At 53.9% G+C, this 24,483-nt stretch carries 26 protein-coding genes; 5 read left to right on the forward strand and 21 right to left on the reverse strand.

Annotated elements, in window-relative coordinates; genetic code table 11:
* Window positions 1-19: 19 nt before the first annotated feature.
* Window positions 20-451: a carboxymuconolactone decarboxylase family protein gene (locus HYQ67_RS09445; protein ID WP_202303434.1), complete on the reverse strand. Its 432-nt coding sequence runs from the start codon at window positions 449-451 to the stop codon at window positions 20-22.
* Between the two features lie 132 nt (window positions 452-583).
* Here HYQ67_RS09445 and pdxR point away from each other — a divergent pair, with 132 nt between their 5' ends.
* The gene (gene pdxR, locus HYQ67_RS09450; protein ID WP_202303477.1) at window positions 584-1,915 is read left to right on the forward strand and encodes a MocR-like pyridoxine biosynthesis transcription factor PdxR; all 1,332 of its coding nucleotides are present in this window, start codon (window positions 584-586) and stop codon (window positions 1,913-1,915) included.
* A gap of 59 nt (window positions 1,916-1,974) precedes the next feature.
* Here pdxR and HYQ67_RS09455 read toward each other — a convergent pair whose 3' ends face one another.
* Complete coding sequence (locus HYQ67_RS09455; RefSeq protein ID WP_202303435.1) at window positions 1,975-2,301, reverse strand: DUF883 family protein; 327 nt, start codon at window positions 2,299-2,301, stop codon at window positions 1,975-1,977.
* A gap of 159 nt (window positions 2,302-2,460) precedes the next feature.
* Between HYQ67_RS09455 and HYQ67_RS09460 the strand changes: the two genes are divergently transcribed.
* A complete protein-coding gene (locus HYQ67_RS09460; RefSeq protein WP_202303436.1) occupies window positions 2,461-2,802 on the forward strand; it encodes a DUF2002 family protein in 342 nt (113 codons plus the stop codon).
* Window positions 2,803-2,842: 40 nt separating this feature from the next.
* Here the strand turns inward: HYQ67_RS09460 and alaE are convergent, their stop codons facing one another.
* Window positions 2,843-3,298, reverse strand: a complete 456-nt coding sequence (gene alaE, locus HYQ67_RS09465; RefSeq protein WP_202303437.1) for an L-alanine exporter AlaE — start codon at window positions 3,296-3,298, stop codon at window positions 2,843-2,845.
* Window positions 3,299-3,622: 324 nt separating this feature from the next.
* Here alaE and HYQ67_RS09470 point away from each other — a divergent pair, with 324 nt between their 5' ends.
* A complete protein-coding gene (locus tag HYQ67_RS09470) occupies window positions 3,623-3,910 on the forward strand; it encodes a DUF2623 family protein (RefSeq protein WP_202303438.1) in 288 nt (95 codons plus the stop codon).
* 108 nt (window positions 3,911-4,018) lie between these two features.
* Here the strand turns inward: HYQ67_RS09470 and HYQ67_RS09475 are convergent, their stop codons facing one another.
* The 11 genes from HYQ67_RS09475 to HYQ67_RS09525 form a co-directional block, all read right to left on the reverse strand.
* The gene (locus tag HYQ67_RS09475) at window positions 4,019-4,198 is read right to left on the reverse strand and encodes a hypothetical protein (RefSeq protein WP_202303439.1); all 180 of its coding nucleotides are present in this window, start codon (window positions 4,196-4,198) and stop codon (window positions 4,019-4,021) included.
* A gap of 74 nt (window positions 4,199-4,272) precedes the next feature.
* Complete coding sequence (locus HYQ67_RS09480; protein ID WP_202303440.1) at window positions 4,273-4,797, reverse strand: rhodanese family protein; 525 nt, start codon at window positions 4,795-4,797, stop codon at window positions 4,273-4,275.
* Window positions 4,798-4,871: 74 nt separating this feature from the next.
* A complete protein-coding gene (locus HYQ67_RS09485) occupies window positions 4,872-5,327 on the reverse strand; it encodes a GNAT family N-acetyltransferase (RefSeq protein ID WP_202303441.1) in 456 nt (151 codons plus the stop codon).
* Between the two features lie 180 nt (window positions 5,328-5,507).
* A complete protein-coding gene (locus HYQ67_RS09490) occupies window positions 5,508-6,293 on the reverse strand; it encodes an SDR family oxidoreductase (protein ID WP_202303442.1) in 786 nt (261 codons plus the stop codon).
* A 48-nt stretch (window positions 6,294-6,341) separates the two neighbouring features.
* Window positions 6,342-7,139: an SDR family oxidoreductase gene (locus tag HYQ67_RS09495; protein WP_202303443.1), complete on the reverse strand. Its 798-nt coding sequence runs from the start codon at window positions 7,137-7,139 to the stop codon at window positions 6,342-6,344.
* Window positions 7,140-7,161: 22 nt separating this feature from the next.
* Window positions 7,162-8,229 (reverse strand): ABC transporter permease, encoded by a 1,068-nt coding sequence (locus HYQ67_RS09500; RefSeq protein ID WP_202303444.1) that lies wholly within the window; start codon window positions 8,227-8,229, stop codon window positions 7,162-7,164.
* A gap of 18 nt (window positions 8,230-8,247) precedes the next feature.
* On the reverse strand, window positions 8,248-9,792 hold the full coding sequence (locus HYQ67_RS09505; protein WP_202303445.1) for a sugar ABC transporter ATP-binding protein: 1,545 nt from the start codon (window positions 9,790-9,792) through the stop codon (window positions 8,248-8,250).
* A 2-nt stretch (window positions 9,793-9,794) separates the two neighbouring features.
* A complete protein-coding gene (locus HYQ67_RS09510; RefSeq protein ID WP_202303446.1) occupies window positions 9,795-10,415 on the reverse strand; it encodes a DUF2291 family protein in 621 nt (206 codons plus the stop codon).
* A 44-nt stretch (window positions 10,416-10,459) separates the two neighbouring features.
* Window positions 10,460-11,395: a D-ribose ABC transporter substrate-binding protein gene (locus HYQ67_RS09515; RefSeq protein ID WP_202303447.1), complete on the reverse strand. Its 936-nt coding sequence runs from the start codon at window positions 11,393-11,395 to the stop codon at window positions 10,460-10,462.
* 81 nt (window positions 11,396-11,476) lie between these two features.
* Window positions 11,477-12,997, reverse strand: coding sequence for an FGGY family carbohydrate kinase (locus HYQ67_RS09520; RefSeq protein WP_202303448.1), 1,521 nt, complete (start codon window positions 12,995-12,997; stop codon window positions 11,477-11,479).
* Window positions 12,998-13,364: 367 nt separating this feature from the next.
* Window positions 13,365-14,315, reverse strand: a complete 951-nt coding sequence (locus tag HYQ67_RS09525) for a sugar-binding transcriptional regulator (protein WP_202303449.1) — start codon at window positions 14,313-14,315, stop codon at window positions 13,365-13,367.
* 346 nt (window positions 14,316-14,661) lie between these two features.
* Here HYQ67_RS09525 and HYQ67_RS09530 point away from each other — a divergent pair, with 346 nt between their 5' ends.
* Window positions 14,662-15,492 (forward strand): transketolase, encoded by an 831-nt coding sequence (locus tag HYQ67_RS09530; RefSeq protein WP_202303450.1) that lies wholly within the window; start codon window positions 14,662-14,664, stop codon window positions 15,490-15,492.
* Complete coding sequence (locus tag HYQ67_RS09535; protein WP_202303451.1) at window positions 15,485-16,426, forward strand: transketolase family protein; 942 nt, start codon at window positions 15,485-15,487, stop codon at window positions 16,424-16,426. The genes HYQ67_RS09530 and HYQ67_RS09535 overlap by 8 nt, the downstream gene beginning before the upstream one ends.
* A 154-nt stretch (window positions 16,427-16,580) precedes the next feature.
* On the opposite strand, the gene HYQ67_RS09540 is transcribed toward HYQ67_RS09535, so the two are convergent.
* The 7 genes from HYQ67_RS09540 to HYQ67_RS09570 all read right to left on the reverse strand — a co-directional run bounded on the left by HYQ67_RS09540 (window position 16,581) and on the right by HYQ67_RS09570 (window position 24,382).
* Window positions 16,581-18,686, reverse strand: coding sequence for a PRD domain-containing protein (locus tag HYQ67_RS09540; RefSeq protein ID WP_202303452.1), 2,106 nt, complete (start codon window positions 18,684-18,686; stop codon window positions 16,581-16,583).
* 46 nt (window positions 18,687-18,732) lie between these two features.
* Window positions 18,733-19,800: an L-ascorbate 6-phosphate lactonase gene (gene ulaG, locus HYQ67_RS09545; RefSeq protein WP_202303453.1), complete on the reverse strand. Its 1,068-nt coding sequence runs from the start codon at window positions 19,798-19,800 to the stop codon at window positions 18,733-18,735.
* Window positions 19,801-19,809: 9 nt separating this feature from the next.
* Complete coding sequence (locus HYQ67_RS09550; protein ID WP_202303454.1) at window positions 19,810-20,448, reverse strand: orotidine 5'-phosphate decarboxylase / HUMPS family protein; 639 nt, start codon at window positions 20,446-20,448, stop codon at window positions 19,810-19,812.
* A gap of 17 nt (window positions 20,449-20,465) precedes the next feature.
* On the reverse strand, window positions 20,466-21,767 hold the full coding sequence (gene ulaA / locus HYQ67_RS09555) for a PTS ascorbate transporter subunit IIC (RefSeq protein WP_202303455.1): 1,302 nt from the start codon (window positions 21,765-21,767) through the stop codon (window positions 20,466-20,468).
* Window positions 21,768-21,787: 20 nt separating this feature from the next.
* Window positions 21,788-22,069, reverse strand: coding sequence for a PTS sugar transporter subunit IIB (locus tag HYQ67_RS09560; RefSeq protein WP_202303456.1), 282 nt, complete (start codon window positions 22,067-22,069; stop codon window positions 21,788-21,790).
* Window position 22,070: 1 nt separating this feature from the next.
* A complete protein-coding gene (locus HYQ67_RS09565) occupies window positions 22,071-22,526 on the reverse strand; it encodes a PTS sugar transporter subunit IIA (protein ID WP_202303457.1) in 456 nt (151 codons plus the stop codon).
* A gap of 536 nt (window positions 22,527-23,062) precedes the next feature.
* Complete coding sequence (locus HYQ67_RS09570) at window positions 23,063-24,382, reverse strand: 6-phospho-beta-glucosidase (RefSeq protein ID WP_202303458.1); 1,320 nt, start codon at window positions 24,380-24,382, stop codon at window positions 23,063-23,065.
* Window positions 24,383-24,483 lie beyond the last annotated feature (101 nt).

Consider the following 24,483-nt stretch of genomic DNA (forward strand, 5'->3'; position numbering starts at 1 on the left):
CACCGGGAATTCACAAAATCTACATCCGCATGCTGATTGCCAGACGGTTAAAGGCGTTCATCAGGCTGGCAGCGAAGGTCAGGTCGCTTATCTCCTGAGCGGTGAAAAACTGCAGCAGCGGGCGATAAACGGCGTCGTCCGCGCCGCCTTCGGTAATCAGCGTTACCGCTTCGGCCCACGCCAGCGCCGCGCGCTCTTTATCACTGAAGTGATTACTCACTTTCCATCCAGCCAGGGCATCCAGCTTGCTCTGCTCTACGCCGTCCTTGCGCAGCGCTTTGGCGTGCATCTCCAGGCAGTAGGCGCAGCCGTTAATCTGCGACACGCGCAGGAAAACCAGCTCAATCAGCGTCGAACCCAGCGAGCTGCCTTCCAGACCGCTCAGCGCCTGAAGCATAGGTTTAAACACGGCCGGGGAGAGGTCGTAGTAAGGCTGGCGTAATTCGATCATGGTGTGGCTCCTCATGTTGGTGTGGGGGCAATTTATCACTATGATGGACTGTAAAAGAGAGCCATAAACTAACTAAAAAAGCAGACCATGAAAAAGAAGCCAGTCTCAATGGTAGTGAACGCTCACCACGCGATTCCCCGTTATCAGCAGATAGCCCGCCAAATCAAACAGGCGATTGGCGACGGTGAGCTGGCCGCCGGAAGCCGCCTGCCGTCCAGCCGGACGATGGCGCTGGAGCTGGGCGTGGCCAGGGCGACGGTGGAGAATGCCTATGGAGAGCTGGTTGCTCAGGGCTGGCTTGAAAGGCGTGGCCAGGCGGGGACGTTTGTCAGCCCCTCCGCAAGCCCTACGGCCAGCGGCGCAAACATTGCGACCAGCCAGCCGCAGGGGGCACCGATGCCTTTTCAGATGGGCCTGCCCGCGCTGGACGCTTTCCCGAGGGCGCTGTGGGCGAGGTTAACGGGCAGAAGGTTACGGCTGCAGACGCGTTACGATCTGCTGATGCCGGAGGCAAACGGCGAATCGACGCTTCGCCAGGCCATTGCGGACTACCTGCGCTTTTCGCGCAGCATCGACTGCCAGCCGGAGCAAATCTTTATTACCGCGGGCTTTCAGGCCGCCTTGCGGCTGGTGGTCGGGACGCTGGCGGAAGCGGGTGATGGCATCTGGCTGGAAGATCCCGGCTATCGCTACGTCCGCCCGGTATTTGCCGACGCGGGCATGGCGCTACATCCGGTGCCGGTGGACGGCGAGGGAATGCAGATTGACTATGGGCTGGAGCATTATCCCCAGGCGCGATTTGCGCTGTTAACGCCCGCGCACCAAAGCCCGCTGGGCGTGGCGCTCTCCCTTAACCGGCGTCATCAGCTGCTGGAGTGGGCATCCGCGCGGCAGAGCTGGGTTATCGAAGACGATTACGACAGCGAATTCCGCTACCACGGCAAACCGCTGCCGCCGGTCAAAAGCCTGGACGGGCCGGAGCGGGTGATTTACGCCGGCACTTTCAGCAAATCAATGTTTCCGGCGCTGCGCACCGCCTGGCTGGTGGTGCCCCAACAGCAGATAGCCGCCTTTACGCGTCAGACCAGACATCTTCCCTGTACGGTCCCCGTCTTAATCCAGCAGACGATTGCCGATTTTCTTCGCGAGGGGCACTTCTGGCGACACCTGAAAAAAATGCGCCACTGCTACAGCGAACGACGAATCTGGCTGGAGAACGCATTATCAAAAGAAGGGTTCGAGGTTGTGCCGCAGGAGGGAGGAATTCAGCTGGTGATGCGGGTACAAGGGGACGACCGTGAGAGGGTAGCAAAAGCTCGGGCTGCAGGGCTTGCCGTGCAGGCGCTCAGCGACTGGCGGATAACGCCCGAGGGGGCGGGGGGCATTGTCATGAGTTTTACCAACGTTGTGTCTGAGGAGCAGGCTCAGCGCTATGCGCGCAGGCTTCGGCAGGCCATAACGTAAAAACCCCGGGAGCCTGGGCTGCCGGGGTCAAACAGACATGTCGTCTCACTCTCCGTGATTTAGCGGCGTGAGGCTAACAGCGCACCAAGAACCAGGCCCACCGCTGCGCTCAGACCCACGCTCTGCCATGGTTTTTCACGAATGTAATCATCCGCGCAGCCCAGCGCGTCACAGGCGGCCTGCTTAACGCGGCCACGGCCTTGCATGCGAGCTCGTGTCTCTTTCAGGAGGGATTCAGCCTTTTTACGTGCCGCTTCGCCTTCCTCTTTAACATCGCTACCGAAAGACTTGAGAACCTCTTCCAGCGTATCCGCCAGCTGGTTCACGTCGCGGTTAATATCATCAACACCTTCATCAACTTCGTTTCTGTTTGGTCGGTTAAACATGGGTATCTCCCTTTTTGCGATGTGACATCTAGTGTAGACCATAATCTATAGTGATGAGTCAGGTCACGGACTTTCACCGTCTTTATGGACTAATCCGAAAGCCGCGCTAATGCTGGATAATGTATGGTTGCCTGGCTAAAAAGATGACGAGGATAAAATATGTATTTAAGACCTGATGAGGTGGCCCGCGTACTGGAAAAAGCTGGTTTTACCATGGATGAAGTGACGCCGAAGGCGTACGGCTATCGCCGTGGAGACAACTATGTTTACGTCAATCGCGAAGCCCGCATGGGGCGCACCGCGCTGATTATCCACCCGACGCTGAAAGAGCGCAGCCAGTCACTCGCCGACCCGGCGACGGATATCAAAACCTGCGCTCACTACCAGCAATTTCCATTGTACCTTGCCGGCGACACTCACCAGCATTACGGTATTCCGCACGGCTTTAGCTCCCGCATCGCCCTTGAGCGCTATTTGTCAGGACTATTTGGCGAGCACTAATCATAAGACTGGCATTGCTGCCAGTCACGCTGTCTGTGATTCAGACGCCAGCTTTAGCATTCTGGTCATCGCTCAGGCGGAACAGGCGGCGACAATAATCAAGAAAATAGCCGTATACCGCGCCCATCAGCATCGACACCACGATATTCGAACTTACCGCGGCGACAATCTGGCTCCAGTCCGCGCCGACGCTCAATAAGATCAGCATGTAAACAGGGGACTGGAAGGTGACATACGCCAGCACGTCGGCCAGATTTCCTACCCAGCTGGCCGTGCTGTAACGCCGGGCTGCTCGCAGCCAGGCATCGCGGTAGAGGCCATAAGGCCAGGCAATAAGCATGTTAACCGGCACGGCGACAAGGCGGGAAGAGAGTGACTGATCGAAGCTCATGCCTGAGAGGAAGATCTCAATCATCATGTTAACTACCGAGCAATAAACCACCATAGCAAACGTATCTGCTGCTACATGGCGCAGGCGTGACTCAGGAGAAAACATTATTCTGATTCCGTATCATGAAAGGTGGTAAATGCCGGCAATCTGGCTGATTACTAGCTTGATTGATTGATTAATTTCCGGTGAGTAGATTATATCTCTATGTTGAAATCATCAATTAGCGTAAAATTTTTATTTATTGTTGTTTGGTCAATAAAATCTGCCAAAAGCCGTTTTCCCTTCACGCTTTCCTGATTTTCTCTTCTGTAATTTAAAATGGTCATTAAAATCATTGCGTTAATACATTTTCCGTTTTTGTCCTTTCCTGACGATAAATTATCGCTGTATAATTCCGTATATAGCGATTTGCGAAACAGGAGCAAACGGGTGGATAACCATTTTGGCAAGGGGTTGATGGCGGGGCTAAAAGCCCGTGAAGCCGACAGTGTCTCGAGGGTGACACGGTTTTGCTCCGACTATAAGCGTGGCTTCGTGCTGGGGTTTACGCACCGCATTTCAGAACAAACGGGCAACAGACAGCGTGCCGCATGGGAAGCGGGCGTGCTGACGCGTCGTTATAATCTGGATAAAGAGCTAGTGGCTGATTTCTTTCGGGAAGTGAATACCGAAGTCGCGGTTAAGTGTTTTTTGGCGGGCTACGAAAAGGGCTATTGATTGCAGCGCCTTATATACCGCCGTGCCCGGTTGTTGAGAACTGGCGATGACAAGGACAGGGCATATTTTATTTGTGGCTGGCGGGGGATTGCCCGCCAGCCGGTGAGATCAGCAGACGCCGAAATCACCTTCCTCGTGATATAAAGCCAGCTCAGAAGCCTTAAGGGTGATCTTCTCGCCGCTGAGGATATTCGCTGGCGTACAGGTTACATCTTCACCTTGAACATCAATCACTTCCATTTTTGGTCCGCCTTTTTTTGGCTGGACGAGATCGCCTGCTTTAAACATAGAGCCTCTTTTTCCTCGGGTAGAATCTGCTTTAACCATAGATCAGTTTGCACAAGCGATAAAGCGGTCTGTTATTAGCGACGGTTCCACGGCATCCGCGCCAGCAGGCGAGCCATGCCGCAAAAGCCGCTAATTCCGGCAAACAGCAGGCCAGCGCCGACGAAGCCCGAGAGCAAAAAGAAGGCAGGATGCACGGCGTAGCCCAGGACAACACCGGCCAGAATCAGCGAGCCCGCGACAATCTGCACCTGGCGCATCACCGGCAGCGGCTGAGTGCTGTCTGCCAGAATCTCCTGCCCCTCTTTCTTCCAGCCGTTCAGCCCGCCCTCAAGCAGCAATACTTTTGCCGGTTCGACGGCTGCGGCCAGCTTCTGGGCGTTCTGGGCGGTACGCGTTCCCGACTGGCAATAAAAGATCACCGTATCGAAAGGATCAAAAGGGCCAAGGCGATCGCCATTTTCGATAGCCGAAAGAGAAAGCAGATGGGCCTCGGGGATATTCTCCCGCGCGTATTCATCCCGTTCGCGGATATCGATAAGCGCCGCGCCTTGTGCAAGCAGGACTTTGGCTTCCGCCGGGGAGATGGTTGGAATAGTCATGGGTTTAGCATCGATTCTTAAACGGCTTAATTTAAAGGGATGCTAAACCAGTGGGGCTAAATGTCAAAGATCGCTCAGAGCTGCTTCACCATAAAGACGCTTAGCGGATCGGGTAAGTAAGGGGGGAACGCCTCGCAAACCTGATAGCCGCAGTTCCGATAGAGTTTGATGGCAGGATGCTGATGAATACCGGTTTCCAGACGTAGCGTAGAGCATCCGGCCTGCATAGCCACGGATTCAAGTTCCGTGACAATCCGCTCTCCGAGTTTAAAGCCGCGGCTGGTGGGCTTGATATAAATCCGCTTCAGTTCGGCCGCTTCATTGCCCTGTAACATAATCGCGCCACATCCTACTGCTTCTCCTTTTTGATCGCGCACCAGCAAACAGCGCACTGTATCTTCGGCAAGGGACGTCAGCTCAACGCAATGATTGCTTTCGGTGGGGTAGAGCTGCTCCTGAAAAGCATCAAGTTCAGAAACAAGAAGTTTTAGCTCAGAATTAGTTGGGGGGACAGCGGCGATCTGGAACATCCTGGCCTCGGTAAGGGAGTGTTTTTCCTGAGTATAACTATCCGCAGAGAAACGGGTGATAGGGTTTTGTTATGACCCATTTTTGTGATGATCGCCGCAGCCACTTCACCATTAATATACGATGGCAAGGGCAACGCCTGATGTCTGCCATCAGGCGCGAATATCCTGCCAGGTCGTTTCTTACCAGCAAACAAACCCGCCATCCACGACCAAATCAACGCCGGTACAAAATGATGCGGCATCGCTGGCCAGGAAGATAGCCGGGCCCGCCATCTCTTCAACTTTTGCCATGCGCTGAATGGGCGTCTGACTTTCAAACTCTTTCGTCTGGTGCACCATCTCCGGCCTGGTATTCATCGGTGTCGCCGTATAACCCGGACTGATGGAGTTAACGCGGATATTTTTGCTCACCCATTCCATCGCCAGGCTTTTGGAGAGGTGAATCACACCCGCTTTCGAGCTGTTGTAATGCGCCTGTTCCAGACCTCGATTGACGATAATTCCCGACATGGAAGCGATGTTAATGATGGAGCCGCCGCCGCTTTCCAGCATCAATTCCGCCTCGGCTTTGCAGGCGTTCCATACGCCCGTCAGGTTGATGTCGATCACGCGCTGCCACTGCTCTGCCTCCATTTCCAGTGCCGGATTGGCATTAGCAATGCCCGCGGCGTTGACGGCAATGTCCAGACGACCGAAATGACTTTTTGCCTGCGCCATGGCTTCACGCAGATCGCTCAGTTTGCGTACGTCGCCGACGAACAGGCAAGCCTTCTGGCCCATAGCCTGAACGGCGTCCACCGTTTCATTCAGACCCTGGTCTTCGCGGACATCAAAGCAGACGATATTTGCGCCGGCACTCGCCAGGCCGCAGGCAATCATCTGTCCAATACCGCTGCCTGCACCCGTGACGAAAGCGACCCGACCCTGGAGGTTGAAAAGCTGCTGTGAGAAATCTTTTGCGATCATGTGTATTCCTTTTCCGCTGCTTTGATAAATGAAGGGGCATCTTTGCCCTCAGGACATAATCAGTCCGCCATCCACATTAATCGTCTGGCCGGTGATATAGCGCGCATCGTCAGAGGCCAGAAATGCCACCAGTCCTGCAACATCTTCTGGTTTACCTGCCCGCTTGAGTGGGATGCCCTCAACCCATTCGGCCATCAGCTCACCTTTGCCGTAGCGTTTGGCGTCAGTGCTGAGAATTTCACCCCATACCCGGTCGTTGTATTCCCACATTTCACTTTCGATAATGCCGGGGCAAAAGGCGTTTACCGTGATGTTAGAGGGAGCAAGTTCGTGGGCGAGGCTTTGCGTGATACCGATAACACCCATTTTGCTGGCCGCGTAGTGGGGGGTATAAATAAAGCCCTGGCGGCCCTGGCCTGAAGAGGTGTTGATCAGGCGACCCTGATTTTGTTTGACCATATATTTGGCGGCTTCACGGCAGCACAGCCAGACGGCCGTCGTGTTCACGGCCAGCACCTTTTCGAAGTCAATTTTTGGCATGCTGTCAAAATAATCAATGGTGATAACCCCCGCGTTCTGGATGGACACGTCAATGCGACCGAAGCGGGCGGCGGCCTGCTCGTACAGGCTTTGCACCTGGGCCTCATCCGTCACGTCCACCTGCAGGGAGAGGATCTCGGCCTGATAGCGCTTGCGCAGATCGTCTGCCGTTTCATGAATGCGCTCGGCGTTGGACACCATCACTACGTTTGCGCCATCCCGGGCAAAACGCTCGGCGATACCCGCGCCAATTCCCCGACATGCGCCGGTGATAACCACGGTTTGATGTTTAAAATCTCTGTTCATTTCTCTCTCCTGAATTTTCTGCTTAGCTCTGAGTCGGCTGGGATGCTGACGGTATAGCCGCTTTTTCTTCGTGGCGGCGCATCAGAATCACTTTGTTTTGCAGGCGCTGCTGGAATTGATCGACGATCACCGCCGTGACGATAACCAGACCTTTGATCACCATCTGCCAGAAATCGCTGACGCCCATCATCACCATGCCGTCAGCCAGGAAGACGATGACAAAGGCGCCTATGATCGATCCCGTGACCCGGCCACGTCCTCCTGCCAGCGCGGTGCCGCCCAGTACGGTGGCGCCGATGGCGTCCATCTCAAACATGTTGCCGGTCATCGGGTGTGCCGTTTGCAGCTGCGATGCCACAATCAGACCGACCAGCCCGGCACAAAGACCCGAGAAGGCATAAACGAAGATTTTGGATTTGATGATCGGCACACCGGCCAGGCGAGCGGCTGATTCATTGCCGCCGATGGCGTAGATGTAGCGGCCCAGCGGCGTTTTGGTGGTCAGCCACAGGCTCAGCAGAAGGAAGCCGACCATCAGCCAGATAGGAATATAAATGCCGAGCAACGAACCAGATCCCAGGATCGAAAAGCCGGTATTGCCCAGCGCTTCCATACCATTAAGGTTGGCGTAGGTGCTACCGTCGTTGAATAACAGGGCGGAGCCGCGCGCGACATACATCATGCCCAGGGTACAAATAAAGGGCGCAACGCCAAAACGGGTGACGACGGTGCCATTAACAAACCCGATCAGAATGCCGAAGACGGCGACGATCAGAATCACTTCCGGCACGTTGAAGAAGATGATGGAGCCATTCCATAAAGGCAGACCGTTGGTTAACAGTGCGCCCGCCACCATGCCGCAGATCCCGGCGACGGCCCCCACGGAGAGATCGATTCCCCCGGTCAGGATCACAAGCGTCATACCAATAGCCAGCAGCCCGGTAATGGCGACGTGCTGAGTCATGATCAGCAGATTGGAGGTGGTCAGAAAGTTAGGCACCATCACGCTGAAAAAGATGACGACAAGAAGAAGTGCGATAAACGTTCTCGCTTTCAGCAGGTACATATACAACATATATTTCTGGTTCATGAGCAGCTCCTGCCTGAATTAGTCTTGAGGGGTTGAAGCGGTAATTAACCGTTCACGAGTGATCTGCTGGCGGGACAGATCGGCGGTAATACGCCCGTCCGCCATGACCAGAATACGGTCGGCCAGCGCCATAACTTCATCAAGCTCAGAGGAGGAAAACATCACCGCCAGCCCCTGGTGGGCCATGCGGCCAATCAGATGATAAACATCCGTCTTAGCCCCTACGTCGATGCCTCGCGTTGGTTCATCCAGCAGGACGACCTGTGGATTGGTCATCAGCGCTTTGCCCAGCACAACTTTTTGCTGATTGCCGCCGCTTAACGAGGTAATCGGCAGTCCGGCATCGCTGACCTTGATCGCCAGCTCCTTAACCATGCTTTTAACGCGCTCCTGTTCCTTGTGGGGGTTGAGCCATTTCCACGCACGTCGAAACCCCTGGAGGCTAAAATCCGAAAGCGTCATATTGGACTGGATAGACATCATCTGGATGACGCCTTCGCCCTGACGATCCTCCGGCACCAGCGCCAGCCCTTTTCTTAGCCTCGCCTGGAAGGAGGCTTTATAAATATTTTCACCGTTCAGATGAATAGTGCCCTGTTGGCAGGGCATCAGGCCTATCAGCCCTTTAAACAGTTCGGTGCGTCCGGCACCCAGCAGGCCATAAATTCCGATGACCTCGCCTTTATGCAGGCTAAAACCAACGTTGTTCAGCTTATAGCCGCCGCTCTGATGCAGGGCGGTCAGTCCTTCAACTTGCAGCACGCATTCGCCCTGGGATGCAGGCTGATAATCGAAATGTTTTTTCTTATCCCCGACCATCTGCTCGATGATCCATGGAATGCTGGCATCGCTAACGTTGCGCTCAGAGATAAAGCGTCCGTCGCGGAAAATAGTGATGTTGTCGCCAATTTCCATCAGCTCTTCGAGGCGATGCGAAATGTAAATGATGGTGACGCCCCGGCGTTTGAGCTGCTCAATGACGTTGAAGAGGATTTTCACCTCGGACTGGCTAAGCGCTGAGGTTGGTTCATCCATAATCAGCACACGAGTGTCCTTCGACAGCGCGCGGGCAATCTCCACCAGCTGCTGGTGGCCAATACCCAATTCACCCAGCGGTGTGAGCGGATCAACGTCCAGCTCCAGCCGTTCCAGCAGACTTTTCGCCAGCTGATACTGCCAGGCTTCGTTGATGCGTCCACGCTGGAAAACTTCGTTGGCAATAAAAATGTTGTCCATCACATTCATATTCGGGAACAGGTTCAGCTCCTGAAAAATAATGCTGATGCCGTGCTTTTCCGCTTCATGGGTGGAGCCGAGCGTGACGGGTTGACCATCAAGAAAAATCTGCCCGGAGGAGGGGGTCTCAACGCCCGCCAGCATTTTCATCATGGTCGATTTTCCGGCGCCGTTCTCGCCAATCAGCACGTTGACTTTGTTGCGATAAACCCGGTAGTTGACGCTATCGAGCGCCATCACGCCGGGATATACCCGCGAAAGCTCACGAGTCTCAATGATGACTTCCGGCTCGTCTTGCTTGCCTTCCGGCAGCGCTGAATTAGCCATGGTTATTGCCCCCCAGCGCGACGAATTTGTACCGGTGTGATAGCCGGCAGGGTGTCAGGGATGTCCCAGGTGGAGACGACGCCATAAATCTCGCGCGTTTCGCCGACCTTGATCTGCGCTTTCTGCACCATATTCACGGCCTGGTCGTTGATTGCCCTGCCGTACTCACCGAACAGAACCTGATCGTTAAAGTCCTGATAAGTCGTGCCTTTAAAGCCATCGCGCAGCTGGGTGCCGCGAATAGTCGGGCCAATCTGCACCACGACGTTCGCACCGCTTATGTCCTTGAGCGTTAGCTTCCCGCTACGGGAAGCGGTGTTAATATCCACCACCTGTCCTACGGCTTTAACGTAGAAAACACACGGGTACTGATCCTGCGAGCGGTAGCCGAGCTTCTGGCAGGCCGTGTCGAAATCTTTTTCCTGGTGAAGGGCCTGCAGCAGCTCGGCTACCGGCCGTGCGTCCTGAATGACCTGCGGCACCAGCTTTTGTTTCCAGCTCTGAGCAACTGCCGCCATATGCGGGTTGGGCGGCGACTGCAGATCGGCCAGTTCCTGCTGCGACACGATACGACAGCCACCGAGCGCCAGCATGGCCGCGGCAAGCCATATTTTTCTGGTCATAACCTTCTCCTCTGCGCCCTTATGCAGGGCGCGACTGCATAGCATCAGGACTTAAAGTTGAAATCTGAGACTTTGTCCGCGTTCTCTGGGGTGATCAGGATGCCGCGGAACATCACTCTCTGTTTCTGCGGTTTTTCATTTTTTTGCAGGTAATTATCGAGGTCGGTCACGCCCTGAGCCGCAATGGCCTGAGCCTGAAGCATGACGGTTGCCTTAAGCGTCCCGGCCTTAACGGCATCGCGCTCTTCATTACTGCCATCAATGCCTGCCACGATGACATCATTGCGGCCCGCGGCTTTCAGGGCGGCAATCACGCCCAGCGCAACGGGCCCGTTGCCACAGATCACGCCCTTCACATCGGGGTGCGCCTGAAGAATGCTGTCCATGATGCGTTTACCATCAATCAGCGTCCCTTTGGCATCTTGTCTGGCGACGCTGGTCATGTCCGGGTACTGATCGATGACCTGGTGGAAGGATTTGGAACGGGTCACGCAGTTGTTGTCTGCGAGGTTGCAGGTCAGTTCGGCGTACTTGCCTTTTTCAGCCATTTTCTCGACGAAGGTATTGGCAACTTCTGAACCTGCCTGGAAGTTGTTGTGCGTGATCTGCACCAGCGCTACGTCATCAACGGGGATTTCACGGTTGATTAGCACCACCGGAATACCGGCGTCTTTGGCTTTTTTGATTGCCGCAACGCTCGCCGTTGAATCCGCGTTATCCAGGATAATGCCCTGAATTTTCTGGCCAATAGCGCTGTCGATTAACTCATTTTGCTTTTTAACGTCCTCGCCGTGGGAGAGGATAGTCGTTTTATAGCCCAGCGCCTGAGCCTTCTGGCTGGCGCCTTTCGCTTCCGAGGCGTAGTAAGGATTGTCCAGGGAGTTGACCATGATCATGATGGTGCCTTTTTCTGCGGCGCTGGCCGCCAGAGATAAGGCGCTGAGGGTGGCGATGGTGAGCAGTTTTGTCGGTAATTTCATAACGATGTCCTCTCTATATAGTTATTTTGGGTACAGCGAAAACTCGTGTTTTTGTCCGGCCCGGGGTTTTGCCTGGAGAAGCTAAGCGACGGGCGGCGACGTTTTTTCTAAGGTTCGTTCAACGGCATGACGCCACTCATGCCAGCGTTTTTGCAGACGCCCGTGGCGTTGCATATCAGGATGGAAAGTACTGTGTGCCGAGACATAGCTTTTCATCTCTGCCTGCGTCATCGGGCTGAGGGCTTTACGGGCCAGCAGGGCGGCCCCAATGGCCGACAGCTCCGGTATGTCGCTACGCATGACCGGGCAGCCCAGCAGGTCCGCCTGATACTGCATCAGCCAGTCATTACAGGTTGGGCCACCGTCAACCATCAGTGCGGAAAGGGTAAAGTCGCTATGCTGGCGCATGGCGAGCACGACGTCGGCAATCTGATAAGTAATTGATTCCAGCGCCGCGCGGATCAGATGCGCCCGCTTAACGCCCCGGCTTAAGCCGCAGATAAGTCCGCGGGCATTTTCGCTCCACCAGGGCGCGCCCAGCCCGGTCAGCGCGGGAACAAAATAGACGCCAAGCGTTGAGTCAACGGAGGCGGGCAGGGTCGTCAGCGCGTCGGCCAGCTCATCTTTCGACAGCGCATCCAGCCCGGTCATGTCGACCATCCAGGCGACGGCGTCTCCGGTATGGGGAATGTTGCCTTCCAGCCCGAATACCATTGTCTGTCCGTCATGCCATGCAATGGTGGTAGCCAGCGAATCGATATTGCATTGTGCCGAAGTGACCGGCGCCATGACCGAAGAGCCGGTGCCGTAGGTGGCTTTGACGCGGCCCAGTTCGCCCATGGCGTGACCAAAAAGCGCAGCATGAGAATCGCCAACCATTGACATGATCGGGATGCCGTCAGGGATCTCGTTCAGGCCTGCGGTATACCCGAACAGGCCGCTGGAGGGGCGGATATCCGGCAGGGCGGCGCGGGGGATGTGGAATATTGTCAACATTTCGTCGTCCCAGCCGGCCTGCTGTAAATTCAGCAGCTGGGTGCGGGCGGCGTTGGAGTAATCGCAGGCGAAAGCCTTGCCCTGGGTCAGGTTCCACAGCAGCCAGCTGTCGATGGTGCCCAGACAGATTTCCCCCTGTTCTGCCAGCGCAAAACCGTTGGGGACGGACTCCAGCAGCCAGCGCATTTTGGATGCGGAAAAGAGGGGCGCGACGGGTAAACCCGTTGTGGCCTTGATATGGGCTGCCAGATTGTCACGACGCAGTCCTTCGCAGAAGTCGGCGGTACGTGAGCATTGCCAGGTGATAGCAGAAGTCAGAGGCTGGCCGCTGCTGCGATACCAGCCGATAGCCGTTTCGCGCTGGTTGCTGATGGCCAGCGCGGCCACCCGCTCAGCCCCAACGTGCGCTATGGCCTGGGCGATAACCTGTACGGACGCCGCAATCAGCATTTCGCCGGATTGTTCAACCCAACCCTCTCGCGGAGTCTGAATCGTCAGGGCCTGCGAAAATTTTGCAATAACGTTCCCATGACCATCCAGCGCCACGGCTTTCGCATTGGTTGTCCCTTCATCAAGGGCGATAACAATATCTTTCAAACCCGACATATCCTTTCTCCCGATGAAACGTGATCCAGCTGCTTTGAGGAGGCAAAGTCCCTTATTTGAGCTGCTCTGCAGCAGACTGCACTTTATGCCGTTACCCGATTTCATCGTCGGTATAGGGGGTCTTTGCTGTCCACTTGAATATATATTCGATGCTGATTATTTATTTGATACCTTAGCGATATATCGTCTGCCGGGCTACTGGCAATATCGGCATTTGTGCTAAAAATCACAGTTCTTTTATTAATCAGATGTAGCGAGAGGGTAAAGGTAATGAGAGGGGAAAGTGGATGATTTCTTTATAATTGATTGAAAATTAACATTAAGTTAACTCGCCTTTGTCGGGGAAAACACAAAGGCGAGCGGCCGATCACTCTTTAAGCAATAACCTTGCCGAAGGGTAATCGGTGATAAGCACGTCGATATACCCCCCCGTCAGCGCACCTTTGATGGCCGCAACTTTCTCCGCGCCGCCTGCCAGAGCCACGACGTTAGGGCATTTCTTCACCTTTTCAAGCTCCATGCCGATAACCGGATCTTCTTCATTGCGTAACACCGCGTTGCCCTGTTTGTCGTAGTAATGCAGACAGATGTCCCCGACGGCGTTGCGCTCCGCCAGCATCTTCAGCATTTCGTCATGGTAGTAGTTATCCGAGGTTTTCAGCAGCTGCGAAGGCTCAAGGCTACCAATCCCGACAATGGCAATATCCACCTCATCGAAACGGGCGATAACGTCGGCAACATCTTTGCTGGCGACCAGGCGGTTTTTCTCTTCCATGGAGCCTTCAATGCTCTGCGAAGGCAGAAGCCAGGCTTCACAGTTCAGATGCTGGGCGAGGGTCTGGGTGAGGATGGTTGCCTGAACGTTGCCGTTGGGTCCGACGCCGCCGAGCAGCTGAATAATGCCGCTGGCTTTTAAATTCTGGGTGTGGACGGCATCGACCATCGCGCGAATGGTCGAACTCCAGGAGGAGATACCAATCAAATCTTTAGGCCGTAAGCGTGTTTCGAGATAGTGCGCAGCGGCGGAGCCGATGGCGCGCTTGATCGCCGCGTCGCTCGCATCTTCTTCGACATCCACAATCACGGCTTGCTTCAGGCCGTAGCGTTCTTCAATCCCTTTTTCCAGATTCAAAAAAATGTTTGAGGGCTGCACTACGCTTATTTTGACCACGCCCTCTTTCTGGCAGCGGGTAATGGCCCGGGAGACGAAGGACTGGGAAAGAGAGAGTAACTCAGCGATATCAGATTGCTTACGCCCTTCCAGATAATAGAGCGTGGCAATTTTTACCAACAGGCGCTGTTCATCCTGCTTAGCCATACAATTCCTCAATATAAATCAATTAAGTGCAGCCAGATGTGGGACACATATTACCCGATCGGCGACGCCTGTTCAGCGTGACGGGACGCATATTTTTTGCCATTCCCTGCGAAGGGTGCTGGACAATTGAGCAAAAAGGAGAACATACTTGAATAGTAAATTATATATGAATATATATTCACAGGCAATTTCGCGCTCCATAAGTGTGAGGTTGCCACGGGAATGACAGCGGGGGAGGCCAACTTTTTCTGACATCATCCGATCGCCATACAGCCCGATCGCGCTGATTTTTTTTATCGCCATTGGAATAAATATTCAATAATGAAATTAAATTCAGAGGTGGAACATGAATCCCTACAACTATGATGTTAGCCAGCTTGAGAAAGCGGCGCGGGCGGTACGCCGGCATATCATCAGACTTAACGCCAACAGCCCGGCCGGTGGCCACACCGGGGCCGATTTGTCACAGGTTGAGCTGCTCACGACCCTCTATTTTCGGATACTCAACGTTTCCCCGGATCGTCTGGATGATGACCAAAGAGACATCTATATCCAGTCCAAAGGCCATGCGGTGGGATGTTATTACTGCGTGCTTGCCGAAGCGGGGTTCATTCCGGTGGACTGGCTGCAGACTTATCAGCAGCCAAACTCACATCTTCCGGGCCACCCGGTAAAACAGAAAACGCCCGGCGTGGAGCTGAATACCGGTGCGCTGGGACATGGTCTGCCCGTGGCCGTCGGGCTGGCGCTGGCTGCAAAGAAAAATAACAGCCCGCGTCGCGTCTTTCTGATTACCGGCGATGGTGAACTGGCGGAAGGCAGTAACTGGGAGGCGGCGCTGGCGGCGGCTCATTATGGCCTCGACAACCTCGTCATCATTAACGACAAAAATAACCTTCAGCTGGCGGGCGCAACCAAAGACATTATGAATACCGATCCGCTGGCGGACAAATGGCGCGCTTTTGGTATGGAAGTCACGGAGTGCGCGGGCAATGATATCGCCGCCGTGGTGACCGCCATTGAGCAATTAACCCAGAAAGGGAAGCCAAACGTGATTATTGCCCATACCACTAAAGGTGCCGGCGTCTCGTTTATTCAGGGACGGCCGGAGTGGCATCACCGGGTACCCAAAGGCGATGAAATAGAACTGGCTCTGGAGGAACTGAAAGATGCGTAATGCAGAACACCTTGCGAACGTGATGGTGCAGGCCTTTATTGATGCCGTGGATCGTGGCGTTGACCTCGTACCGGTTGTGGCGGATTCAACATCAACCGCTAAGATTGCCCCCTTTATCAAAAAATACCCCGACAGAGTCGTGAACGTGGGGATAGCCGAGCAGAGCCTGGTCGGTATGGCTGCCGGGCTGTCGCTGGGGGGCAAAATCGCGGTGACCTGTAATGCCGCGCCTTTCCTCGTTTCGCGTGCCAACGAACAAATTAAAGTCGACATCTGTTACAACAATACCAACGTTAAACTGTTTGGCCTGAATGCCGGGGCAAGCTACGGGCCGCTGGCCAGTACACACCATGCGATAGATGATCTCTCTGTGATGCGCGGTTTTGGCAATATTCAAATCTTTGCGCCATCTTCCCCGCTCGAGTGCCGCAAAATCATTGATTACGCGTTGGCGTATCAAGGGCCGGTCTATATCCGCATGGACGGCAAAGAGCTGCCGGAATTATATGATGAAAGCTATACCTTCGTTCCCGGAGCGGTGAACATCCTGCGTGAAGGGCATGACGTGGCGCTGGTGGCGACGGGGTCTACCGTCCATGAAATCGCCGATGCTGCCGCCGTGCTCGCTGACGAAGGTATCCAGGTGAAAGTCATCGGCGTTCCTTCTCTTCGCCCATGCGATAGCGCTGCACTCATGCAGGTATTAAAGGACTGCCGCACGGTGATTACCGTTGAAGAGCACAATATCAACGGCGGGCTGGGCAGCCTGGTGGCTGAGGTGCTGGCTGAAAATGGCGCAACGGCCAGACTCAAACGACTGGGGATCCCGGACGGCAGCTACGCAGCCGCAGCCGACCGTCGCTTCCTGCGCCAGTACCATGGTTTTGATGCCCAGAGCATCGTCGGGCTGGTCAAAGAGATGAGCCAGAGCTGAGCTACACTGGCAGGCTTTGCCCTTTTCGTCAGTAAAATGCCTGATGTCTGCCATCAGGCGTTTTAGATTGCTGACAAAGAAGGAACAAACGTGGTTTTTCCTTCTTTGTGGTAAGCAGACGAAAATCAATGAATTGATTTTCCTTGTTTTTTACTCAGTCCGGCAAAACGGCCAGCACATCCTGTAAAGACGCTGCCTTTAGCATTTGTTGCAGCATGCTGTCGTCGCTTATCAAATCATTCAGGGCGCTCAGCAGCGGAATGTGTGACAGGTTTGCAGCAGGCACCAGAATAATGATGAGCCGCGGAGTGACCTGGTGGGTGCCGTTGTCGAACTGTAGCGGCTGTTTTAGCTTCAGCAATGCCAGTGCAGGGGCGGCCAGGCCAGGCGGCGGCGCGTCATGCAGTAATAACACATCGGGCGAGAGATACATTGTCAGGCCTGATTTTTCGATGTGGGCAATAATCCCTTCGGCATAGTCAGACGTGATGACACGTTGATCGACCAGCGGTTTTGCCGCTTTGCGCACCGCTTTTCGCCATTCGAGCGTTTGAGCACAATATTGCACACGACCATGGAGATGCCCGGCAAGCGATCTGCATTGCGGGAGTGCTTCTCCGCCAGAGGCCTGGTGCAAATAGCGTTGCACTATGCCGCTGAAATCCTGATGGAGCGCCTCTTTCATCTGCGGCGCGTAATTTGCCGCCGCAGCGACCAGCGCGTTAACCAGCTCATGCTCCAGAACGTTATCGTTCTTACTTTCCAGCACGTTTCGGAGCTGGATCTTCTCATTTGCGCTAAGCATGTGCTGAACAAGCACGTGATGAACGCCGTGTAACTTTTCCCTGGGAAGGGCAATGCTGCTGACCACCAGCCGGGTATGGGCCGGCATCGGCTGGGCCATAAATTTGCTGTAAGAGAGGTGGCGAATATCCAGCGGCAGCACCGTCAGATTGCGCAGCTGATTTTCAAGTATGGCGGTGGACGATACGCCGCCTTCGGTGACCAGCAGCACCGCCTGTTCGCCGGTTTCCGGCTTGCGGTCGAGCCAGGCGGCAAAACTGATGGTGATATAGCTCAGCTCATCATCATTGAAGGCGACCTGATACTCCGCTTCAAGCTCGGTAATCGCCTGCTGGCACAGCTGAAAAATTAACGGATAACGCTGGATAACATCGTCTCGCAGCACGTTTTCGCTTTTTATATTGAATAAGCAGCGGTGGATGGCAGGCCCAAGATGTGAGAAAAGCCGCGCCACCAGATTCGAAACGTCAGAAAAATAGACGCCAGAGAGAGACTGAAATTGCTCAACAAGTCGCTGAATGCAGGAGGTCAGACGCTTATCTTCCGCACTGTCGCCAGGAGTGCTGGCAATTTTTTTGCTGACGGAAAGCAAGAGCGTTAAAAACAGCGTATTCCCCGCAATCTCCCCAATATTAAGCAGTTCGGACAAACAGTTATTGAGCGAGGCGGCGGCCCAGCATTCAGGCTGGCTACGCAGCGCGTTTATCTGCGCGGCAGTGAATTCAACATAGTGGCCCTGCAAGGTATCCAGCAGGCTGAACATCATCATGTACAGCAGCAGCCGCTTATCTTTATCGCTGAACACGCAGTTCAGATGGCTTTCCGCCTGGTCAATGGCAAAGACAATGGCGCTTTTGACCTTGTCCGTGCATAACCCCTGTTCTGTCAGGTGCTTGCGCAGAACCTGTTCCACTCTTATTTCCACCTGGGCCTGAGCATATTTCAGCGAGCGCTGAAGCATCTGGTGGATGCACAGGCGCAGCTCGAGCTGACCGCCCGTGATGTGATAACCCTCTTTTTTACTGACGCTGAGCGTCAGGCCATGCTGCTCCTGTAGCGCCGACTTCAGGGTGCTGAGGTCGTCGAGCGTTGTGTTGCGGCTGACATTATTAAGCTTGCTGAGCTGCTGGGTTAACAGAGGAAGGTTTGAGCAGGCGATGTTTAACAGAAGGTGGTTGCGACGCTCCTCGGAGCATAATTTGTAGCCCTGTTCGTCAAGGCTTGCCAGATGGTTAAGAATGGATTCGACTTCCTGTTCCTGCAAACTCAAGCCCTGATGCCCGTCAACCCGCAGAGCTGAGAATCCGGCGTGGACCAGCCAGTCGTCGATTTTTTTCCGGCGGTAGTAAAAGTTACGCTGCGGCAGATCTAACCTCTCGCACAGCGCACGGAGGGTCAGGCCCGGTTCGGCGGCCACTTTTTTGATGATATCAACGGCAAGGTGATCCAGCTGCATGCGCGATCCTTTCAAATCCGGCGCCGGAGCGCCGGTAAACTCTGAATCAGAGGAATGAAGGGAACGGCAAATCAGTTTCCGCTTCAAAAATATCCGGGAAGCCGCGAGGGTGTTGATAAACGCGGCGATCTTTATCCTGAGGATAAACAAATTTACCGCCGGGCTGCCAGATGAAAGGCACAAAGTTGTATTGCAGGCGGTGACGGCGCATTTCGAAAAGCGTCAGAATTTCATTGGTATCCGCCATCATGTTACACCAGATATCGTGATGGAACGGGATCATCACCTGAGTGCGTAAGGCCTCTGCCATGCGCAGGATATCCACCGAGGTCATTTTGTCGGTGATACCGATCGGGTTTTCACCAAACGATCCTAACGCCACGTCGATTTGGTTCTGTTTGCCGTGCTGGGCATACATATTGGAATAATGTGAGTCGCCGGAATGGTAGATATTCCCGCCCGGCGTTTTGACCAGATAATTGACGGAGCGGAGATCCATGTCGGGGATCTCACGGCCTTCATCGGCCAGCGGTTTCGGCGGCTCGGTGATCAGGATGGTACGGTCCGACGACTCCAGCACCAGAATCTCCATATCTTTGATTTTTACTACATCGCCTGGTTTTACCACGCGGCAGCGGTCGGCCGGAACGCCCCATTTCATCCACAGATCGACGCACGCCTGCGGCCCGATAAACGGCACGTCATCTTTGCAGTTTTTAAGCACGGCGGCAGCCACGTTAATATCGATATGGTCGGCGTGATAGTGCGTGGAAAGCACGGCGTCGATCTCACGAATGGAGAAGGGATCAAGAACAAACGGCGTGCTGCGCAGATTCGGCTGGGCAATGCGCGCCCCGCTCATACGCGCCATCTGGTGGCTCGGCTTCATGTCTGGCAGATCTTTCTTGCGCTTCCCGGTGCCGCACCAGAAGTCGATGCTGATGTTGGCGTTACCCGACGTTTTGATCCACATGCCGACGCAGCCCAGCCACCACATGGCTACCGATCCTGCGGCGACCTGCTCGGCTTCGATTTCATCATTGAGCCAGGTGCCCCACTCGGGGAAGGTGTTTTGTACCCAGCTTTCACGTGTGATCTCATTTACATTGCTCATTCTTCTTCCTTAATTTCTTGTGGATTTAGCGATAGCTTCAAAACTCAGCGCCGCACCCCGGCGGTCTTGCGCATTCAGAATTGCCCCGCCGACGATGGCGATTGCAGGCTGTAGCTGCTCTTTTATGGCCGGCAGGGTGCTGAGGTTAATTCCACCAGCCAGCGCCATCGTTAAGCCGCAGGCCTCGTTGACGTCCAGAAACTCACGGAAAGCCTGCTGCGGATCGTCTCCGCAATCGGCGTTTTTGTGGACGCACAGATGCGTTGCGCCAAGCGCTTTCAGCTCGCGGGCGCGCTGTACCGGGTCGGGAACGGATTGCAGGTCAAACACCACGGTGGCGTTATTCTGTCTGGCAATCGCCAGCACTTTGCTGACGGCGGTGTCGCTGGCGACCGCCAGCATGGAGTAATACTCGGGCAGACACTGCGCCATCAGCGAGGCTTCCCGCTCCGGGCCATCAATGATTTTCATATCGAGAAACAGGGGCTTGTCCGGGCAGATCGCGCGGATCTCTTTCACGATGGCAATGCCGCTGTGTTTAAGCAGTGAAGTGCCCACTTCAATAATATCCACATGTGGCCCCGCTTCCCGGACAACGTCCAGCGCTTTGCGAGGGTCTAATAAATCAAGTGCCAGCTGAATTTTCATCGTCAACTCCTTCACAGTTACACGACAAGGCCAAAGGCTGTGCCGATAAGTTTCAGTAGATACAACAGCGGTAGCCAGACCAGGCTGAAGTCAATATTCGAGAACATCAGGCCGGAGCCGTAGAGCGAGCCCATCATTGGGTAGAGCAAGATCACCCCGGCGTGGGCGATAACGCTGGTGATAAAGCCCGCGCCTAACGCGCCTTTATAGCCACCGTATTTATTGCCAAACACGCCCATGGTGCAGCCGTCGAAGAACATAATGATCGGGCTGGGGAAGACGATAATCGGGCTTTTCAGCAGGATAGTGGCCGCGGTGACCACCAGCGCACCTGCCACGGAGGCGATAAAGCCGAGCATGGCTCCTGTTGGTGAGTAGGGGAACAGCGCGGGGCAATCGAGGGCCGGGACGGCGTCCGGTAGCAGGCGATCGGAGATCCCTTTAAAAGCGGGAACAATCGAGCCGATAAACATTCTCACGCCAATCAGCAGGATGACGACACCGGCGGTAAAGCTCAGACCCTGCATCAGCAGCCAGACAACCCAGTTGGTTTTACCGCTCAGTTCAGTAATGCCCTGTGCGCCTACCGAGAAACCGATGCCGAGGAAAATCAGCGGCATCAGGAAGGCCAGCGAGATGGTGTTATCGCGAAACATCGACAGAAAGCCCGGCAGCTTCAGCTCTTCAGCATCCTGCGACGGACTGCCGAACAGCGGGGCAACCTTGCTGGCGAGCCATGCGCCGACCTGCTGGTTATGCCCCAGAGTGAGATCGTCGCCGATGAAGTGCTGGCCCAGCTTGCGGGTAATGGCCGGCGTCAGCGTCCAGTAGAGGCCGCAAAGTATCGCCCCGGTCAGAATCAACGGCATGCCTGACAGACCAAGCGCACCCGGTAAAGCGAGTACCATAAACGTCGCCAGAAAGAGCTGGATATGCACCGTCAGATACACGTTTTTGCAGCGTTTGAACGGGATGATGTAAACGAAAAACAGATGGAAGATAAAGCCAAGAATAAAGGTGAGCGTGACATCATTGGCGAGTTTTAACATCGCTACGCCAAACGCTGCTTCATTCGCTGGCAGCACCCCATGGATGCCGAGGGTCGTATTAAGCTGTCCCATTATGGGCGACAGCGATTTTAATAATGTCCCCGACCCGATAGTAATCACCAGCAGCCCGACGATTGTTTTTACCGTGCCATCGATAACTTCACTGGCTTTTTTGCGCTGCAGCATTAAACCAAACAGCGCAATAATGCCGAGGAACAAAGGAGCTTTGTCCAGTATCTGAAAAATAATAAAATGGATAATATCAGTCATCACACTTATCTCCTGATACGTTATGAAGAGAGCCTGGTCAGATACTCTCCAATGCTGCTTTCAATTTCTTGCTTACGGACAAAGTTGGTCAGCACAACAGTTTTGTCCTTTAACTCCTCCGGCATATTTGCAGCCAGTTCCCGGGTGGTGACATACAGATCAGCGGGAACGCTACGGATACTGCCCAAATCGCAGGTGTCGACTGAAACATCAATGTTCATTTTTTTAACGACTTGCTCAATATTCATTTTTGCAATCACACTTGAGCCAAGGCCCATTCCGCATACGCAAACAATTTTCATTTTAAGCTCCCTGATTGACGTTATTAATGGCCTGATAAACGTCTTCGACGCTTTGACAGTGCTGTAAGAAAGGCGCGCTATTTTCTTCATCAAGAAAGTTAACGAGCTGGGAAATAATATTGATATGGCTGTTGCTGTCGGTGGCGCACAGGCCAAAGACAATCGACACGGGATCGTTTTCTTCGCTACCAAAATTGACTGGCGTAGCGAGCGTCGCAAGGCTGATACCGGTTTTCAGTACGCAGGGGGCAGGGCGGGAGTGAGCCAGCGCAATGCCCGGCGCGACCACGATGTAAGGCCCCAGCGTTTCCACTGCTGTAATCATCTCTTCCGTATAAGCCGGCGTGGTGTAACCCCCTGCAACCAGCAAATTTCCTGCGGCGTTCATGGCTGCTCGCCAGTCCGCGACGTCCACTTGCAGGTTGATATTCTCCCTGGAAATAATTTCATTAATCATTAGTGTCTTCCCTCGGTTTGCCTGACTTGCATCCTATGCCGATGAAATTGAAATGAAAAAAACAATTAATACCGATAACGACTAAAAATATTGGGCCGTTAAGGATGGCGAGGGGGCGTAAACATGCTCTGCGTCACACTAATTTTCAGGATACAAATACCCATCACAAAAAAAGGGGGCTGTACGGGTAGGGGGACGCTTTGCTGGAATGGCTGAATTTATGATCGACCTCATAGTCTGCGGGGAAGATGAGGCGATTTTTTGTCATGGATGTTGGTTTGTCACGGGGGGTAAGAGCCGTCGGGCGGCCTGCAGCACGCTTTCCCGGGTCTCATTTTTCCGCATCACCAGAAAGACATCGCTATTGCCCTTTCATTGCTATGGGTCTTAATGACTCCGGTAAAAGCTGAACAGAAAACGGTATGGGCAGATGAGGGCGTGTGATACACGGCAATTTTTGAGCGTTTGCCATCTAAGGCCACGGGGGATCCAGTGGCCTTATGAATAAGGCTAAATTGACTCAGCAGTGTGCAGAGTTATTTGTTTTGATGGAACGCTGGCAACAATGCTTTGTTTTCGTCAATCACTTCATTTAACGCTTTTTCAAGCAGGCTACCGCTGGTGATTAAAGGATTAAGTACCAGCGCACGCCAGGCGGTATGACGATCGCCAGTCATGGCGGCCTGTATCGTTAATTGCTCAAAACTCTTCATTAATTGCAGCAGGCGCAGCGTATCTTCCGGGAAAGGAGCAACGTTGAGAGGCAGTGGACCCGAACGAGTGATCATTGAACTCACTTCAACCGCACAGTCATCCGGCAGGCCGTTAATCGCCCCGTTATTACGGGTATTAACGTGCATGATAATACGCTTGTCATTATGGATAGCGCTCATCAACTCACAGGCGGCTTCGGAATAGTATTGTCCCCCGCGGCCTTCCAGAGCCTTAGGTTTTTCAGCCAGTTCAGGATTGCTGTAGATCGCAAACAGCTGACGCTCCAGCTCTTTGACGACTTCCCCGCGGGTGCCTTCGCCGTTGGCTTCACCGATTTCTTGCTTAAGGATATCGTCTTTCATGTAGTAGTAACGCAGGTAGGCGCAGGGGATCATCCCCAGCCCTTGCAGCACATGTTCAGGCCAGCTAAACGGAGGGATGTTACGTGGCACGAGAGGGTCATTACCCGACAGGATCTCCTGGATCACCTGCTGGAGTTTATCCTGACCATTCTGCAAAATCTGGCGCGCAAAAATAAAATGATTAAGGCCAGCAACCTGCATAATGAAGTCAGCTTCATTTTCAGACTTAAGCAGTTTTGCTACGCCTTTTTGCATAATCACCGGGACATTGCACAGACCAACCGTTTTCACCGTACTGTGACGCAGAATGGCTTCGGTGACCATTCCTGATGGATTGGTAAAGTTCAGCAGCCACGCATCCGGGCAAAGCTGTTCCATCTCTTTTGCGATAGCAAGGGCAATCGGAATGGTTCGGCAGGCGTTAGCAAAGCCGCCCAGACCGTTAGTTTCCTGGCCGATTAAGCCATGCTTTAAGGAGATGCGCTCGTCACTAATACGCGCTTCAAGGCAACCCGCGCGGAACTGGGAACAGACATAATCTGCACCAGCCAGCGCGGTTTGACGATCCAGCGTCTCTTCAACCCTGACCGTTAACCCCGCCTTTTTCAGCATGCGGCGAGCCAGATTAGCGATGATTGCCAGCTTTTCTCGCCCTTCATCAATATCAACCATCCACAGCTCGCGTAAAGGCAGCTCGGCAGAGCGATTGATTAAGCCCTCGATAAGTTCGGGCGTGTAGCTTGAACCTGCACCAATGATGACAATTTTTAGTCCAGACATATTAACCTCATTAATATATTTTCGTTAATGTGATTAAATAATTTTATTTTATGGCGTTCAAACGAAATAAAATTCACAATGCATTAATTGAATTAATCCAT

This window comes from Dryocola clanedunensis subsp. sulfonylureivorans (assembly GCF_016756775.1).
GTDB classification, from domain to species: domain Bacteria; phylum Pseudomonadota; class Gammaproteobacteria; order Enterobacterales; family Enterobacteriaceae; genus Dryocola; species Dryocola clanedunensis.

Bases quoted from the DNA above. Each gene is read 5' to 3' on its own strand.
- HYQ67_RS09490 (WP_202303442.1), bottom strand. From the start codon at position 6,293: ATGATCGCAAAAGATTTCTCACAGCAGCTTTTCAACCTCCAGGGTCGG.
- HYQ67_RS09460 (WP_202303436.1), top strand. From the start codon at position 2,461: ATGTATTTAAGACCTGATGAGGTGGCCCGCGTACTGGAAAAAGCTGGT.
- ulaG (WP_202303453.1), bottom strand. From the start codon at position 19,800: ATGAGCAATGTAAATGAGATCACACGTGAAAGCTGGGTACAAAACACC.
- HYQ67_RS09510 (WP_202303446.1), bottom strand. From the start codon at position 10,415: ATGACCAGAAAAATATGGCTTGCCGCGGCCATGCTGGCGCTCGGTGGC.
- HYQ67_RS09560 (WP_202303456.1), bottom strand. From the start codon at position 22,069: ATGAAAATTGTTTGCGTATGCGGAATGGGCCTTGGCTCAAGTGTGATT.
- alaE (WP_202303437.1), bottom strand. From the start codon at position 3,298: ATGTTTTCTCCTGAGTCACGCCTGCGCCATGTAGCAGCAGATACGTTT.
- HYQ67_RS09565 (WP_202303457.1), bottom strand. From the start codon at position 22,526: ATGATTAATGAAATTATTTCCAGGGAGAATATCAACCTGCAAGTGGAC.
- HYQ67_RS09530 (WP_202303450.1), top strand. From the start codon at position 14,662: ATGAATCCCTACAACTATGATGTTAGCCAGCTTGAGAAAGCGGCGCGG.
- HYQ67_RS09505 (WP_202303445.1), bottom strand. From the start codon at position 9,792: ATGGCTAATTCAGCGCTGCCGGAAGGCAAGCAAGACGAGCCGGAAGTC.
- HYQ67_RS09485 (WP_202303441.1), bottom strand. From the start codon at position 5,327: ATGTTCCAGATCGCCGCTGTCCCCCCAACTAATTCTGAGCTAAAACTT.
- ulaA (WP_202303455.1), bottom strand. From the start codon at position 21,767: ATGACTGATATTATCCATTTTATTATTTTTCAGATACTGGACAAAGCT.
- HYQ67_RS09570 (WP_202303458.1), bottom strand. From the start codon at position 24,382: ATGTCTGGACTAAAAATTGTCATCATTGGTGCAGGTTCAAGCTACACG.
- HYQ67_RS09480 (WP_202303440.1), bottom strand. From the start codon at position 4,797: ATGACTATTCCAACCATCTCCCCGGCGGAAGCCAAAGTCCTGCTTGCA.
- HYQ67_RS09540 (WP_202303452.1), bottom strand. From the start codon at position 18,686: ATGCAGCTGGATCACCTTGCCGTTGATATCATCAAAAAAGTGGCCGCC.
- HYQ67_RS09525 (WP_202303449.1), bottom strand. From the start codon at position 14,315: ATGGCTAAGCAGGATGAACAGCGCCTGTTGGTAAAAATTGCCACGCTC.
- HYQ67_RS09475 (WP_202303439.1), bottom strand. From the start codon at position 4,198: ATGTTTAAAGCAGGCGATCTCGTCCAGCCAAAAAAAGGCGGACCAAAA.
- HYQ67_RS09535 (WP_202303451.1), top strand. From the start codon at position 15,485: ATGCGTAATGCAGAACACCTTGCGAACGTGATGGTGCAGGCCTTTATT.
- HYQ67_RS09445 (WP_202303434.1), bottom strand. From the start codon at position 451: ATGATCGAATTACGCCAGCCTTACTACGACCTCTCCCCGGCCGTGTTT.
- HYQ67_RS09515 (WP_202303447.1), bottom strand. From the start codon at position 11,395: ATGAAATTACCGACAAAACTGCTCACCATCGCCACCCTCAGCGCCTTA.
- HYQ67_RS09455 (WP_202303435.1), bottom strand. From the start codon at position 2,301: ATGTTTAACCGACCAAACAGAAACGAAGTTGATGAAGGTGTTGATGAT.
- HYQ67_RS09500 (WP_202303444.1), bottom strand. From the start codon at position 8,229: ATGAACCAGAAATATATGTTGTATATGTACCTGCTGAAAGCGAGAACG.
- HYQ67_RS09495 (WP_202303443.1), bottom strand. From the start codon at position 7,139: ATGAACAGAGATTTTAAACATCAAACCGTGGTTATCACCGGCGCATGT.
- HYQ67_RS09550 (WP_202303454.1), bottom strand. From the start codon at position 20,448: ATGAAAATTCAGCTGGCACTTGATTTATTAGACCCTCGCAAAGCGCTG.
- HYQ67_RS09520 (WP_202303448.1), bottom strand. From the start codon at position 12,997: ATGTCGGGTTTGAAAGATATTGTTATCGCCCTTGATGAAGGGACAACC.